Annotated in this window: 15 protein-coding genes; 5 read left to right on the forward strand and 10 right to left on the reverse strand. The window is 71.7% G+C overall.

The genetic code is table 11. The annotated features are described in order from the left end of the window. Window positions 1–463: 463 nt before the first annotated feature. From VF647_13025 to VF647_13050, 6 genes are all read right to left on the reverse strand, one after another. Complete coding sequence (locus tag VF647_13025; protein HEX8453017.1) at window positions 464–946, reverse strand: DUF2243 domain-containing protein; 483 nt, start codon at window positions 944–946, stop codon at window positions 464–466. Between the two features lie 2 nt (window positions 947–948). After that, on the reverse strand, window positions 949–2,361 hold the full coding sequence (locus tag VF647_13030; GenBank protein ID HEX8453018.1) for an amidase: 1,413 nt from the start codon (window positions 2,359–2,361) through the stop codon (window positions 949–951). Next, window positions 2,358–2,756: a hypothetical protein gene (locus VF647_13035; protein ID HEX8453019.1), complete on the reverse strand. Its 399-nt coding sequence runs from the start codon at window positions 2,754–2,756 to the stop codon at window positions 2,358–2,360. Before VF647_13035 ends, VF647_13030 begins: the two co-directional genes overlap by 4 nt. Before the next feature lie 478 nt (window positions 2,757–3,234). After that, window positions 3,235–4,893: an O-antigen ligase family protein gene (locus VF647_13040; protein HEX8453020.1), complete on the reverse strand. Its 1,659-nt coding sequence runs from the start codon at window positions 4,891–4,893 to the stop codon at window positions 3,235–3,237. 88 nt (window positions 4,894–4,981) lie between these two features. Continuing rightward, complete coding sequence (locus VF647_13045) at window positions 4,982–5,479, reverse strand: hypothetical protein (GenBank protein ID HEX8453021.1); 498 nt, start codon at window positions 5,477–5,479, stop codon at window positions 4,982–4,984. A 67-nt stretch (window positions 5,480–5,546) separates the two neighbouring features. Then, entirely contained in the window at window positions 5,547–5,807 is a 261-nt protein-coding gene (locus VF647_13050) for a hypothetical protein (protein HEX8453022.1), read from the reverse strand. A 250-nt stretch (window positions 5,808–6,057) separates the two neighbouring features. Here VF647_13050 and VF647_13055 point away from each other — a divergent pair, with 250 nt between their 5' ends. From VF647_13055 to VF647_13070, 4 genes are all read left to right on the forward strand, one after another. Next, the gene (locus VF647_13055) at window positions 6,058–6,324 is read left to right on the forward strand and encodes a DUF433 domain-containing protein (GenBank protein HEX8453023.1); all 267 of its coding nucleotides are present in this window, start codon (window positions 6,058–6,060) and stop codon (window positions 6,322–6,324) included. 70 nt (window positions 6,325–6,394) lie between these two features. Further along, window positions 6,395–6,598: a hypothetical protein gene (locus tag VF647_13060; GenBank protein ID HEX8453024.1), complete on the forward strand. Its 204-nt coding sequence runs from the start codon at window positions 6,395–6,397 to the stop codon at window positions 6,596–6,598. Window positions 6,599–6,733: 135 nt separating this feature from the next. Continuing rightward, the gene (locus VF647_13065) at window positions 6,734–8,107 is read left to right on the forward strand and encodes a S41 family peptidase (GenBank protein ID HEX8453025.1); all 1,374 of its coding nucleotides are present in this window, start codon (window positions 6,734–6,736) and stop codon (window positions 8,105–8,107) included. A 2-nt stretch (window positions 8,108–8,109) separates the two neighbouring features. Then, window positions 8,110–8,991, forward strand: coding sequence for a hypothetical protein (locus tag VF647_13070; GenBank protein HEX8453026.1), 882 nt, complete (start codon window positions 8,110–8,112; stop codon window positions 8,989–8,991). On the opposite strand, the gene VF647_13075 is transcribed toward VF647_13070, so the two are convergent. Further along, the gene (locus VF647_13075) at window positions 8,918–9,703 is read right to left on the reverse strand and encodes a LytTR family DNA-binding domain-containing protein (GenBank protein ID HEX8453027.1); all 786 of its coding nucleotides are present in this window, start codon (window positions 9,701–9,703) and stop codon (window positions 8,918–8,920) included. The two genes, VF647_13070 and VF647_13075, sit on opposite strands and share 74 nt — an antisense overlap. Next, entirely contained in the window at window positions 9,700–10,797 is a 1,098-nt protein-coding gene (locus tag VF647_13080; GenBank protein ID HEX8453028.1) for a sensor histidine kinase, read from the reverse strand. The genes VF647_13075 and VF647_13080 overlap by 4 nt, the downstream gene beginning before the upstream one ends. A 156-nt stretch (window positions 10,798–10,953) precedes the next feature. Here VF647_13080 and VF647_13085 point away from each other — a divergent pair, with 156 nt between their 5' ends. Continuing rightward, window positions 10,954–12,153, forward strand: a complete 1,200-nt coding sequence (locus tag VF647_13085) for a DUF5009 domain-containing protein (GenBank protein ID HEX8453029.1) — start codon at window positions 10,954–10,956, stop codon at window positions 12,151–12,153. A gap of 173 nt (window positions 12,154–12,326) precedes the next feature. Here the strand turns inward: VF647_13085 and VF647_13090 are convergent, their stop codons facing one another. Both VF647_13090 and VF647_13095 read right to left on the reverse strand, forming a co-directional pair. After that, the gene (locus VF647_13090) at window positions 12,327–12,698 is read right to left on the reverse strand and encodes a hypothetical protein (GenBank protein HEX8453030.1); all 372 of its coding nucleotides are present in this window, start codon (window positions 12,696–12,698) and stop codon (window positions 12,327–12,329) included. Window positions 12,699–12,728: 30 nt separating this feature from the next. After that, window positions 12,729–12,932 carry a hypothetical protein gene (locus VF647_13095; protein HEX8453031.1) on the reverse strand — a complete coding sequence of 68 codons (204 nt, stop codon included), beginning with the start codon at window positions 12,930–12,932 and terminating at the stop codon, window positions 12,729–12,731. Between the last annotated feature and the right edge of the window lie 20 nt (window positions 12,933–12,952).

Raw genomic sequence — 12,952 nt, forward strand, 5'->3', positions numbered from 1 at the left:
CGTCGGCGGCCTGCCGGCTGTCGACGTCGTTCCAGCGGCCGGAAAGGTCGATCTGCTGGTCGGGGCTGATGCGGGTCACCTGCTTGCCGCACCCGCCGGACACGACGACGAGGCCGGCCAGGGCGAGGGCAGCGCGGCGGATGGCGCGTGCTTGGGTCTTCATGGGATCTCCCGAAACGGGTTGCCGCGGAGGAAGGACAGGGTGCTGCTTGACGGTCTGCGGGAACGCATCCGGCGTACCGGAAACGGCCTGATTCGGATGTGAATATAGCGAAAAGAGTTACGTTGCGCGGCCCCCGGCAGGGCGGATCGGTGTGTCATCGCGGGAGGACAGGGGGGAGGACAGGCCCCCACTCCCCGGCCCCCTTCCCTCGCAAGCGGGGGAGGGGGAGAACTGTCCGTCCTGTCGTCAATGCCCTCGTAGGGGCTGCGATTTATCGCGCCCGTGCCCGACGCCGCTCCGTCAGCGGCGGAGGAGGGGGTCGCGGCGGGGGCGGGACATCAGCCAGCCCACCAGGATCATCGCGACGCCGCCGATCCCCAAAAAGATCCAGTCGTAGAGCGGCACGTGCCCGGGGAGGTCGCGGACGTGGTGGAGGGCGAGGAGGTGGTGGTCGATCAGGCCCTCCACCAGGTTGAAGAGGCCCCAGCCCAGCAGAAGCTGGCCCGCGAGCGCCCGCGGCCCCGGGAGCGGATGCCCCTGCCGCGCGTGCGACCAGAGCATCACGATCCCCGCCATCGCCGCCAGCCAGGTGCCGGCGTGGAAGAGGCCATCCCACAGCATGTTCTGCCGCATGGCCTCCATGGTGTCCGGCCGCAGCACGGACGAGCCCATGTTGTGCCACCGCAGGATCTGGTGGAGGACGATGCCGTCCACGAAGCCCCCCATCCCCACGCCGATGACGATGCCGCTGCGGGTGCGCGGCCCGTGCCTCACCAGCACCATGCTCAGAAGCCCGCCGGGCGACGCGTGTGCCAGTCCGTGTGGCGCTGGTACTCGGCGGCCACGGCGATCACCTTCGCCTCCTCCCACGCGCGCCCCGTGAGGGAGAGCGAGGTGGGGAGGTTGTCGCGCCCGAAGCCGTTGGGAATGGCGATCCCCGGGAGGCCCAGGAGGTTGGAGGCCGCCGAGATCGGCTCGCCGCCGCCGGAGGCGTCGGTGTAGGCCTCGCCGAACTTCTTCCCAACCGGGTACGAGACGGTGCCGCGCGTGGGGTGCGCCAGGGCGTCGAAGCCGCGCTCCGCGAAGAAGCGGTCCATCGCCTCCGCGGCGGGCGTGCGGATGCGCAGGGCGCGCAGGTAGTCCTTGGCGAACACCACCTGGCCCGGGTAGCCGCCCAGCCGGTCCTCGGGCGCGGTCAGCTCGTGCACGCGGCCGCTCTCCACCAGCTCCTCGAAGATGCTCGCCGCCTCCGCCTCGATGATCAGCGACGCGGCGGCGCCGTAGGGGAACTGCGGAAGGGTGATGTCGCGCACCACCTCCGCGAACTCGGCCATCCGCTGCACCGACGCCTCGAAGTTGCGCCGCACCTCCGGCTGCGACCCCTCCGCCAGCCCCTTCAGCACCCCGATGCGCGGGCGGCGGGTGGGGCGCGCCGCGGCGTGGCGGTACGGGCGGTCTGCCGATGCGTCGTCGCGCGGGTCGGGCCCGGCGATCGCCTGCAGGATGACGCCGGCGTCCTCGGCGGTGCGGCACAACGGGCCGATCTTGTCCATCGTCCACGACAGCGCCATCGCCCCCGCGCGGCTCACGCGGCCGTAGGTGGGGCGCAGGCCAGTGACGCCGCAGAAGGCCGCGGGGGTGATGATGGAGCCCCACGTCTCCGACCCGATCGAAAAGGGGACGAGCCCCGCCGCCACCGCCGCACCGGGTCCGCTGGACGAGCCGCCGCTCCAGAAGTCGGTGTTCCAGGGCGTGCGGCCCGGGCCGGTGAACGATGCGTTCGCCTGCTCGTACCCCATCCCGCCCGCCAGCTCCACCGATGCCAGCTTCGCCACCAGCACCGCGCCCGCCGCCTTGAGCCGCGCGACGACGGTTGCGTCCTGGTCGAAGCGCTGCTCGCGGTACGGCTGCGCGCCCCAGGTGGTGGGGTATCCCGCCGCCGCGATGAGGTCCTTGGCGCCGTACGGGATGCCGTGCAGCGGTCCGCGGTAGCGCCCCGCGTTGATCTCCGTGCGCGCGGCGCGCGCCTCCGCCAGCGCGCGCTCGCGGGTGAGCGTGACGACGGCGCCCAGCCGCGGCCCCAGCGACTCCAGCCGCTGCAGGGCGGCCTCGGCGAGCTCCACCGGATCCAGCCGCCGGTCGCGCACCTGCCCGGCGAGCCGGGTGAGCGGCTGGTAGAAGACGTCGGCCGGGATCATCGCCCGCCTCCACGGTACGCGCGGAACACCGTCGACGGCTCGGTGGAGATGGGAAGCCGGAAGTCGTGCAGCGCCTTGGCCACGCGCAGGTTTCCCTCGATCCCCTTCCTCACCTCCTCCCACTGCTCGCCGCTGAGCCGGTCACGGTACTTCGCGCGCAGCACCTCCATCAGCTCCTCGGCCATGGGGTCGCGCTGCTGCTCGTTCCGCCGCTGCGGCGGCGACGAAGGAGCTGTGGGCGTCGCTCCCGCCGTCGCGGCCGGCGCGGGCGCACGGGTGGGCTCCGGCTGCCCGCCCGCGCACGCCGCCATCGGCGCGATCACCGGTACGAGTGCCGCGGTCGCCGCGGCCTTTGCGAAGCCGCGTCGGGTCAGGTTCTGCGGATCGGATGACATGCGTGCGCGGGTGCGGGGTCGTGGCTGCGTGGATTTGGATGTGGGTGCAATGTGGGGCGCGGGCGGCGATCCGGCGAGGGGGGCCCTCACCCCCGCTCGTTCCTCGCTGCCCCCTCTCCCGATAACAGGAGAGGGCTCCGCCCTCTGTTATCGAGAGAGGGGGCGTGGGCACCTTTCCGTCACGCCGATGTCATTGTAGGGGCGCGATTTATCGCGCCCGTGCCCCGCGCGGCTCCCCCCCCGCCACCTGCACACCGAACCGGTAGGGGCAGACCCACGTGTCTGCCCGCCCTCGCCGCTGCGCAGACCCTCGACTAACGCACCGATCCCTGTAGGGGCTGCCCCACGTGGCTGCCTGTGCCCCGCCGCGCGACGCGCCCTGCCACCGCGCACAATGCCCGCCACCGCCCCTCCCCCAGGCAGTTGTGGGGGAGGGGCCGCGAGTTCACGAGCGGGGGAGGGGGCCCCGCCCGCCCCCCTACTCGCACCGCCTCGCCTGCGCCGCCGCGGCATCGGCGTGCGGAAACAGCTCGTGCGCGGCCTCCGCGTGCCGGCAACGGAGCACGCGGGTGCGGCGGCCGCTGTAGGAGCGCGCCAGGCGCAGGTGGATGCGGTAGCTACCGGGGTCCAGGCGGGACGCCTGCTCCATCACGCGCGCCGCACCGCTGCCGGCGTATAGGTGCATGGCCGCGGTCTGCGCGGCGCTCTTGGCGGCGAACCCGCCGATCCCCGCCAGCAGCACCAGCATCCCCAGGAAGCGGACCCCGCCCCCCGCATCGAAGCCCCACCGCCCCTCCTCGCCCGCCGTCAGCGCACCCAGCGCGGCCCAGATCAGCAGCGAGGGAAGCGCCAGGAGGAGGACCGCGTCGAACGCGCCCACCACCAGCGTCGCGACGAGCGTGGCAGCGAGAGCGAGGGCGACGAGCCCCTCGTCGGCGTCGCGGGCGGTGCGCATGCGGCGCCAGGCGGTGCCGGCCAGCCCCGCCATCGCCAGCACCAGCAGGGCAAAGGCGGGAAGGCCGCGCTCGGCGAGGAGCGCGACCCAGTCGCTGCTGGGCCAGGGGTTGGAGGTCATCCCGCCCTCGTTGGGATCCATCGAGGGGTCGCGGCGCCTCGCGAAGCCGGGGTACTCCACGGGCCAGTTGCCGGGGCCCACGCCGAGCACCGGGTGCGCCGCGGCCATGCGCAGCGTGTTGCCGTACTGGATCAGCCGCCCGCGCCCGCTCCCCTCCTGGTAGTTAACCACGCCGCGCGCCGTCTCGCCGTACGGATCGTCGCTGTTCCAGCGCAGCTTGTTGGGGACCATCAGCGCCACCGCCACGCCCCCGCCCGCGAAGAGTAGGAGCATCACCAGCCGCATCCAGCTGCGCCCGTCGCGGCGCACGGGGCGTACGATGAGCCAGCCGAGCACCAGCGTCGCCAGCCCCGCGGCCACTCCCAGCCACGCCGCGCGCGAGCGGGTGAGGACCAGCACCGCCGCCAGCGCCGCGAACCCCACCGCGCCCAGCGCCACACCGGGGCCTCGCCACGCCCGCAGCGCGCAGAGCGCCAGGATGGGGAGCCCGAAGGCGCAGAGGTGCGCCACGAAGTTGCGGTTCCCCAGCGTGCCGCCCGGAGCGCGGTTGACGCTGAAGAAGTCCAGCCGCACCCCGTACGTCTGCGCGAGCGAGGTGAGCGCCCCCAGCGTCACCGCGATCCCGATCGCCACCAGAAGGGGTCGCGCCAGACCGGCCCGGCCCAGCGAGCGCGCGGCCCAGAACACCACGATCCCGGACCCGCTCACCCCCAGCGCCCGCATCCCCGCCCACGGGTTCTGCGCCAGCGCGGCGGACACGGCGCCGAGCACCAGGTATCCCGCCAGAAGCAGGTCCACGCGCCCCAGCGACACGCGCCGCGCCGCGCCCAGGCAGAGCAGCCCCGCGATCAGCGCGGTGAGGTGCAGCACCAGCTCCTTGGGGACGAAGAAGCGGTCCAGCTCGAACACCTTGTACGTGGCCGCCACCAGCACCACGGCGAGCGCGCCGGCCTGGAGCACGCGCAGCGCCAGCCGCTGAGCCCCACTCGGCTGCGCCGGGTAGATGTAAGTATCGTCGCCTGTGTGCTCGTAGACGGGGGTGCGGCGTGCGTAGAGCGACATGGCCGGGGCGTGGAGGCTGGGTGACGGCGGGGAGCGGAAGAGTATGCGACGCCGCAGCTTCCACCGCAATCGGCGCGGCGCCCGGGCGTCAGTGGCCTCCGCCCCAACTCCCCATCCAGAGCCCGGTGAGGAAGACGAGGCCGCCGCCCAGCAGCACCTGCACCACCGTCTTCCCCAGCGGCGACTTCATGAAGCGGTAGCGGATGTACGCGATCGCGACGAGCTCCACCGCGACCACGACGTACGCCATGGTGAGCGCCAGGTGGAGTGACGACAGCAGAAAGGGGAGCGTGTGCAGCGTCCCGCCGACGATGGTGGCGGCGCCGGTGATGGCTCCGCGCATCCACGGATGGCCGCGCCCGGTCGTCTCCCCATCGTCGGAGAGTGCCTCGGCCAGCCCCATGCTGATCCCGGCGCCGATCGACGCCGCCATCCCCACGATGAAGGCTTCGCGTGGTTTGCCCGTGAGCGCCGCCGCCGCGAAGAGCGGGGCCAGCGTGGATACGGAGCCGTCCATCAGCCCCAGGAGAGCCGGCTGGATCACCTGCAGGACGAAGCGCGAGTCGGCTTCCCGCGTGGCGTTCATTCTCAAATCGTCGTGGGATGGGTATGATGGCGCGCCGGCTTGCGGAGCGCGGGGAGGAGCGGGCGGCTCAGGCGCCGCCGCATCCCCGGATGGCCTGCCGCAGGCTGGACTCCACCGATGCGCAGCCGATGTGCGCGGGAGCGCGGGTGATGGTGATGGCGAGCGTGCCCGCCTCCTCGTCCCAGCGGTACTCGGCCTCCACGTTGTGGTACGCCACGATCCCGCTGGCCCCCTTTGGAGCGGGAAAGCCCATGCTCCTGGCCTGCTGGATCAGGCAGTCGTACACCTCGCGCGTAACGCCGCTGAAGTTCATCGTTGGGCAGGACATCCGCATCTCCTTCGATCGGTAGCAGGTAGCTCGCTCGCCACCCCCCGCGCAAGTGAAGTGCCGGGCTCCGCAATCGATCGTCCGCGTCCAACGTGCGTTCCGACGCACAGGCTTGCCGCGTCGGTGGCTCATTAGAACTGCGCTTCGCTCGCTGTGCGTCACCCCTCGAACCACATTCAATCGGCCTCTGGTCATGGCATCCAATCTGAGGTACACTCCGATCGGCGCCGTACCTGAATAGGAGGAAATCATGTCACCGATAAGCGTCATCCACAGCGATCCGGAAATTCTTGGCGGCACGCCCGTGTTCGTGGGCACACGGGTCCCGCTGAAGAACCTCACCGACTACCTGAGCGCGGGTCACCCGCTCGAGGAATTCCTTGACGACTTTCCCGGTGTCACGCGCGAGCAGGCAGTCGCGGCCCTGGCGGAAGCAACGGAGGCTCTGATCCAAAGTGCGCGTGCTGCTAGACGAATGCCTGCCGCGGCAGCTCGCCACGGAGCTTCCGGAGCATGAAGTCCGGACGGTAAGAGAAGTGGGTTGGGCCAGCATCCAGAATGGAGCGCTCCTCCGGCGTGCGGGAGGCGTGTTCGACGTCTTCGTGACGGTGGATTCGAACATCGAATTCCAGCAGAACACCGCGACGCTTCCGATTGCGATCGTCGTGCTGATTGCCTACACCAACGATGTCGACGTCCTGCGCCTTCTCATGCCCCAGCTTCGTGAGCTCCTGCCGTTAGTCGAACCTCGCCGCCTGTATCGGATCGGACCGCCCGGTCCTACGCGCTGAATACCCCCACTTCCCTCCCTTCGCCGGACAGAGTCGTCACAGGCGGCGTCGCGATCGTCACTTCCAGGTTGGAGCGCGGGCCGGGCGGGCTTAGTCATACGCCCGTTCGACCGCAACCAGCCCACGGAGATCTCCATGACGATACGACCCCTGGCCCGCGCCGCCGCCCTCGCGCTCATCACCGCGGTTGGATGCGCGGCACCATCACCCGCGCAGAGCGCCCGGGCGGAGCGGCTGACGCCGGCCACGAGGCACGCCATCGCGGACAGCGTGGCGCGCATCCTTGAGGCACGCTACGCGGACTCCACTGTCGCGGTTCGGCTGGCGGAGCGCCTGCGCACGCGCGCGGCGGCGGGGGCGTACGAGGCGTACCACGAGCCGGCCGCGTTCGGCGCGGCGATGATGGCGGACCTGCAGGCGGTTCGCGCCGACAAGCACCTGCGGCTCAGCTATGAGCCCACGCGCGAGTACTCCGTGACGCCCGGCGCGGCGGGCGGCTCCGCGTCAGGCGGCGCCGTGCGCTGGAACCGGATCGACGGGCGCGACTCCGCGGCCATCGCGCGCACCAACTTCGCCTTCGACGCGGTGGAGCGACTCGATGGCAACGTGGGCTACCTGAAGATGCGGCAGTTCGTGCCGCTCGACTACTCGCGCGAGACGGCCGTGGCGGCGATGGCGTTCCTGGCGAACAGCGACGCCGTCATCGTCGATCTGCGCGACAACGTGGGCGGGAGCCCCGAGCTGGTGGAGCTGATCCTCAGCTACTTCTTCGGCCCCGAGCCCGTGTCGCTCCTCACCACCTACGGCCGGTATGCGCGGATCACCGGCGAGCGCCGCACGCTGCGCGAGGTGCCGGGGCGGCGCATGCCGGACGTGGAGCTGTGGGTCCTCACCAACGGCAACACCTCCTCCGCCGCCGAGATGTTCGCGTACGCCGTCCAGCGGCTGCGGCGCGGGACGCTGGTGGGCGAGACGACGGCGGGGGCGGGGATCGGCGGCGCCAAGCAGTCGGTGGGAGCGGGGCTGGCCCTCTTCGTACCGCAGATGCAGGTGACTTCCGGCCCCGGGTACGAGCGCACCGGCGTGACCCCGGACGTGCGCACCACAGCGGAGAACGCGCTCGCCGTCGCTCACCGCATGGCGCTGGAGAAGCTGGCCGCCGCCGACGCGCCCGGCGAGGTGCGGGAGGAGCGCCGCTGGGCGCTGGAGATGGTGCACGCCCGGCAGCGCCCCGCGGCGGCGGACCCGGCCCTCCTCCGCCGCTACGCCGGCCGGTACGGCACCCGAACCTTCACGGTGGAGGAGGGGCGCCTCGTCTCCACCAGCGCGCTCGGGTGGAAGACGGCACTGGTGCCGGTGGGCGGCGGCGTATTCCGCGGCGAGCAGGAACGGCTTCGCTTCGAGACCGGCGCGGACGGCGCGATCCAGGCCGTCACCATCGAGATCCTCAACGGCTCCTCCGCGCGGCGTGCGCGCGAGGCAGACACCCGCACCGCCACCCGGGAGTGACCATGCACCGCCACGCACTGCTCGTCCTGGCCGCGCACGTGGCCGCCGCGCAGGCGCCGCGCGCCCTGCCCCCGCGCACCGACGAGCTGGCCGCCCTGAACGACGAGTTCGCCAGCGCGGCATCGCTGGCCCGCTGGAAGGAGTTCCACACGGCGGAGGGGTGGCCCAGCATGACGCGCAGCATGGCCGTGGATTCCGCCTCCGGCGAGCTGCGGCTGGAGCCCGGCACCAGCGGATGGTACGCGGACTTCCACGCGCCCTTTCTCTTTCGCGAGGTGACCGGCGACTTCCAGGTCACCACGCGCCTGCGGGCGGACGGGCCGGACGGGGAGGTGCCGACCACGCCCTGGTCGCTCGCGGGGCTGATGGTGCGCGCCCCGCGCGCCGTCACGCCCGCCACCTGGACTCCGGGGGGCGAGGCGTGGCTCTTCCTGACCACGGGCGTCGCGGGGGCCCCCTCCACCCCCGTATTCGAAACGAAGACCACCGTCGCCAGCCGCTCCGCCCTGCGGCTTCACCCCGCGCGCGCCGGGTGGGTGGAGCTGCGCATCGTGCGCCGCGGCGCGGACTTCGAGCTCCTCACCCGCTACGACGGCGAGGCGTGGGAGGTGCGCGAGCGCTTCCACCGCCCCGACCTTCCCGCGACGGTGCAGGTGGGGATCAACGCCTACACGGACTGGAACTCGGCCGCCGCGCTCCACGGAGATCCCTTCCGCTTTAACACGGTGCCGTTCCAGGGCGGCTCGCCGGGGCTTCACCTGCGCGTGGATTGGATCCGCTTCGCGCGCCCAGAGGGGACGGTTCCTCTCTCTACCGAAGCAGCCTGCGCAGCTCCTCCGAGTGGGCGCGGCTGGAGGTCAGGCGGGTGCCGTCCGCGAGGGTGAGCGTGTACTCGCCCCTCGCGTACGGCTCCACGCGTGCGATGCGGTCCACGTTGACGATGGCGGAGCGGTGCACGCGCACGAAGCGCTCCGGGCTCAGCTTCTCGCGAAAGGCGCGCATGGTGTCGCGCACCAGGTGGGCGCGGCCGCCGGCGTGAAGGCGCACGTAGTTCTCCTCGGCCTCCACCCAGTCGATCTCCTCCGCCCGCACGAAGTAGGTGCCCCCGCGCGGGTCGCGCACCGCGAACCGCGCGGGATAGTCGCGCTCCCGCCGCAGGGAGTTCAGCACGTCGAGCAGCTCGGGGTCGATCGCCTGAGCGCCCGCCGGGGCCTCCGCGCGGCGGGCGAGGGTGTCCGCGGCACGGCCCACAGCGCGGCCCAGGCGCTCGCGGTCCACCGGCTTGGTGAGGTAGTCGCGCGCGTTCACCTCGAAGGCGGAGAGCGCGTACTCGTCAAAGCCCGTCACGAAGACCACCACCGGCAACGGTCCGCTCCCCTCCGCCAGCGCGCGGGCGACCCCAATCCCGTCCAGCTCCGGCATCTGGATGTCGAGGAAGACCAGGTCCGGGCGGACGGAGGCGATCGCGTCCACCGCTTCCACGCCGTGCTCGCACTCGGCCACAACCTCCCACTCCGGCCACTCCTCCAGCAGCATGCGCAGGCGCTCGCGGGCGAGCGGCTCGTCGTCGGCGATCAGGACGCGGTAGGCGCTCATGCCGGCACCGGCTCCGCACGCGGAGAGCGGCGCAGCGGGAACTCGACCGAGGCGACGGTACCGCCTTCCGCCTCGCTCGCCAGCTCCAGCCGCCCATCGCTCCCGTAGAGCTGCTCCAGACGGCGGCGGGTGTTGGATAGCCCCACGCCCTCGTGCCGCGCCGGGCCTACGCCGGGCCCGTCGTCCCACACGGTGAGCCGCAGCCGTCCGTTCGCCGCTTCGGCGGCGATGCGCACGCGGCCGGTGCCGGAGCGCCGCTCGATGCCGTGCTCCAGCGCGTTCTCCACCAGCGGCTGCAGGAGGAAGGGGGGAACCAGCGCGTTCTCCAGGTCGCGCGGCACGGCCTCCTCCACCGCGAGCCGCGGGCCGAAGCGGACGCGCATGATGTCCAGATAGCGGCGCAGCAGATCCATCTCGGCGCGGAGCGGGACCTCGCGCGTGCCGGGCGTGCGCAGCGTGGCGCGAAGCAGGTCGGCCAGGCGCGTGAGCATCAGGTCGGCGGCGCGCGGGTCGCGGTGCATGAGCACCGAGATGGCGTTGAGCGTGTTGAAGAGGAAGTGCGGACGGAGCTGCGAGGCGAGCGCCTCCAGGCGTGCTTCGGAAAGGCGGGCCTGCAGCCGAAGCGCCCGCCGCTCGCCGTGCACCAGGCGCCGGCGCAGCTCCAGCGCGTACACGCCGCCGGCCAGTAGGGCGAAGGAGAGGAACTCGCCGATCCCCTTGGCCACGCGGCTCCCGCGAAAGGAGACGCCCGGGATGAGGATGCGCTCCAGGTAGGCGCCCCCCATCGTCTTGGCCAGCGCAAAAGCGGCGGTGGCGGCTACGAGGACGAGCGCGTGCGCCGCCCACCCACCGCGCCCCGCCGGCCTCCGCACCAGCCGTAGGAGGAGCGGGAGGTACAGCGCGCCGAGGGCCAGGTCCAGCCCGCGCGGGGGGAGAATCCATTGCCAGCGCACCTCCGCGCCCATCCCCTGCATCCCCAGCACGGCCTGCACCGTCCCCAGCGCCACGATCGCCACCCAGGCGGTGAACAGCCCCGCGAGCCAGCGCGCCGCCGAGCCGCGCTCGGCCGCGTCGTCATCCGCGGGGTAGTTCATGGGCTGGAACTCCATCCGCCGAATCTGCGGCTCTCTCCGCCGGCCGTCCAGCATCCGGTGACGAACGCGACTTTCGCGAGGACGACCGCGCGGGGTTTGACCTCGCCCGCCGCGCGAACGATTATACCCGATCCACGCCGCCACCCCGAGGGAGCCATGCCCGAGACGATCGCACCCGCGCCCCACCTCGCCCCCGCCGCCGCGCCCACAACCAGCCCCGCGCCCGTCTCCGGCCCGTCCGCGCCGGGGCGGCTGCAGTCGCTGGACGTCTTCCGGGGGATCACGGTGGCGGGGATGCTCCTGGTGAACAACCCGGGGACGTGGAGCGCCATCTACCCGCCGCTGGAGCACGCGGAGTGGCACGGGTGGACGCCCACCGACCTGATCTTCCCCTTCTTCCTCTTCATCGTCGGCGTGGCGATGGCGTTCTCGCTGCTCCCAGCCGCGGAGCGCGGGACGCCCCGCGGCAAGCTGATGGGGAAGGCGGCGGTGCGCGGGATCAAGCTGTTCGGGCTGGGCCTGGTGCTGGCGGCCTTCCCCTTCTACACCCTGGACCTGGCGCACCTGCGCATTCCCGGCGTCCTGCAGCGGATCGGGGTGGCGTTCGTGGCGGCGTCGGCGCTGGTGCTCTTTCTGAAGCCGCGCGCGCAGGCCTGGGCGACGGCGGCGCTCCTGCTGGGATACTGGGCGGCGATGCGGCTGATCCCCGTGCCCGGCTACGGGGCGGGGAACCTGGGCAAGGATGGCAACTTCGCGGCGTACGTGGACCGCGCCATCATCGGCACCGATCACCTGTGGAAGTCGGCGAAGACGTGGGACCCGGAGGGGATCTTCAGCACCCTCCCCGCCATCGCCACGGTGATGCTGGGGGTGTTCGCCGGACGCTGGCTGCGCTCCGCCCGCCCGCCCGCCGAGAAGGCGACGGGGATGTTCTTCGCGGGGAACGTGGCGCTGGTGGCGGGGCTGATCTGGCACGCCGCCTTCCCCATCAACAAGAACCTGTGGACCAGCTCGTACGTGGTCTTCACGGCGGGGATGGCGCTGAACTTCCTGGCGATGTGCTACTGGGTGGTGGACGTGCGTGGCTACCAGCGGTGGGCGCGCCCCTTCCTGGTCTTCGGCGTGAACGCCATCGCCGCCTTCTTCCTCTCCGGCATCATGGCGCGCATCCTGGGCCTGGTGAAGCTCCCCGCCCGCCCCGAGCCCATTGCCCTCAAGACCTGGATCTTCGACCACGCCTTCGCCTCTTGGCTCTCCCCCGTCAACGCATCCCTCGCCTTCGCCCTCTGCTTCGTGCTCTTCTGGATCGGCGTGATGGAGGTGCTGTACAGGAGGCGGATCTTCTTTAAGGTCTGAGCGGATAGTGCGTTAGTGCGTGAGTGCGTAAGTGCGTAAGTGCGCTGGAGTCCTAAGTGCTGAGTGCTAAGTCCTGAACTGCGAAATAGCGCGCAGGACTCCAGCACTTGGCACTTAGCACTTAGCACTTGGTTTAAACGCACTCACGCACTAACGCACTCACGCACTTCCGTTCAACGCCTCCCCACCCCAGGCGGAATCGTAATCGTCACCCGCTGCCCGGGCCGCACCTGCATCTCGTAGCTGGTCGCGGTCTGCTGGTTGCCGATGGGGTCCGCGATGAAGCGGAGGGCGCGTCCCTGCCCCACCGCGGTCGCGGGGATGCGCAGGTTGGCGGTGGCGGTGGCGCTCACCATCCCGAGGCGGGTGCGGGCGGTGCTCCCCGACTGCACCACGTAGATGGTCATGTCGAACCACGCCCGGTTTTCCACGCGCAGGGTGGCGCCCTGGTTGCCCGGCGCGACGCTCCCCGGCTGCCGCGACGGGGCACACCCCGCCACCAGCAGGAGGAGCGCGAGAACGGAGGACAGACGACGAGTATGCATGGGCCTCATTCCGGTGAAGGGACTCCGCGGCTATCTGCCGGGGTACGGGAGCATCGGGACCTGCCAGCGGCGGAAGAGCGCCAGCCCCACCATCACCAGCAGTAAAAGGGTGAACAGGATCATCGTTCCGTACAGGCACCCGGTGAGCCCGCAGCCGCCGGGCGGGGTGCGGTTCGGCCCGGGCTCGGGTGGAAGCCGGACGATGCCGTCCGGAAGGTCGTCGTTTTGCCGCAAGCGTGTGCCGGGTTGTGAGG

It is taken from the genome of Longimicrobium sp. (assembly GCA_036387335.1).
Lineage (GTDB): Bacteria > Gemmatimonadota > Gemmatimonadetes > Longimicrobiales > Longimicrobiaceae > Longimicrobium.

Coding starts and splice junctions, on each gene's coding strand:
- VF647_13025 (HEX8453017.1), bottom strand. CDS start 946: ATGGTGCTGGTGAGGCACGGGCCGCGCACCCGCAGCGGCATCGTCATC.
- VF647_13030 (HEX8453018.1), bottom strand. CDS start 2,361: ATGATCCCGGCCGACGTCTTCTACCAGCCGCTCACCCGGCTCGCCGGG.
- VF647_13035 (HEX8453019.1), bottom strand. CDS start 2,756: ATGTCATCCGATCCGCAGAACCTGACCCGACGCGGCTTCGCAAAGGCC.
- VF647_13040 (HEX8453020.1), bottom strand. CDS start 4,893: ATGTCGCTCTACGCACGCCGCACCCCCGTCTACGAGCACACAGGCGAC.
- VF647_13045 (HEX8453021.1), bottom strand. CDS start 5,479: ATGAACGCCACGCGGGAAGCCGACTCGCGCTTCGTCCTGCAGGTGATC.
- VF647_13050 (HEX8453022.1), bottom strand. CDS start 5,807: ATGTCCTGCCCAACGATGAACTTCAGCGGCGTTACGCGCGAGGTGTAC.
- VF647_13055 (HEX8453023.1), top strand. CDS start 6,058: ATGTCACCGATAAGCGTCATCCACAGCGATCCGGAAATTCTTGGCGGC.
- VF647_13065 (HEX8453025.1), top strand. CDS start 6,734: ATGACGATACGACCCCTGGCCCGCGCCGCCGCCCTCGCGCTCATCACC.
- VF647_13070 (HEX8453026.1), top strand. CDS start 8,110: ATGCACCGCCACGCACTGCTCGTCCTGGCCGCGCACGTGGCCGCCGCG.
- VF647_13075 (HEX8453027.1), bottom strand. CDS start 9,703: ATGAGCGCCTACCGCGTCCTGATCGCCGACGACGAGCCGCTCGCCCGC.
- VF647_13080 (HEX8453028.1), bottom strand. CDS start 10,797: ATGAACTACCCCGCGGATGACGACGCGGCCGAGCGCGGCTCGGCGGCG.
- VF647_13085 (HEX8453029.1), top strand. CDS start 10,954: ATGCCCGAGACGATCGCACCCGCGCCCCACCTCGCCCCCGCCGCCGCG.
- VF647_13090 (HEX8453030.1), bottom strand. CDS start 12,698: ATGCATACTCGTCGTCTGTCCTCCGTTCTCGCGCTCCTCCTGCTGGTG.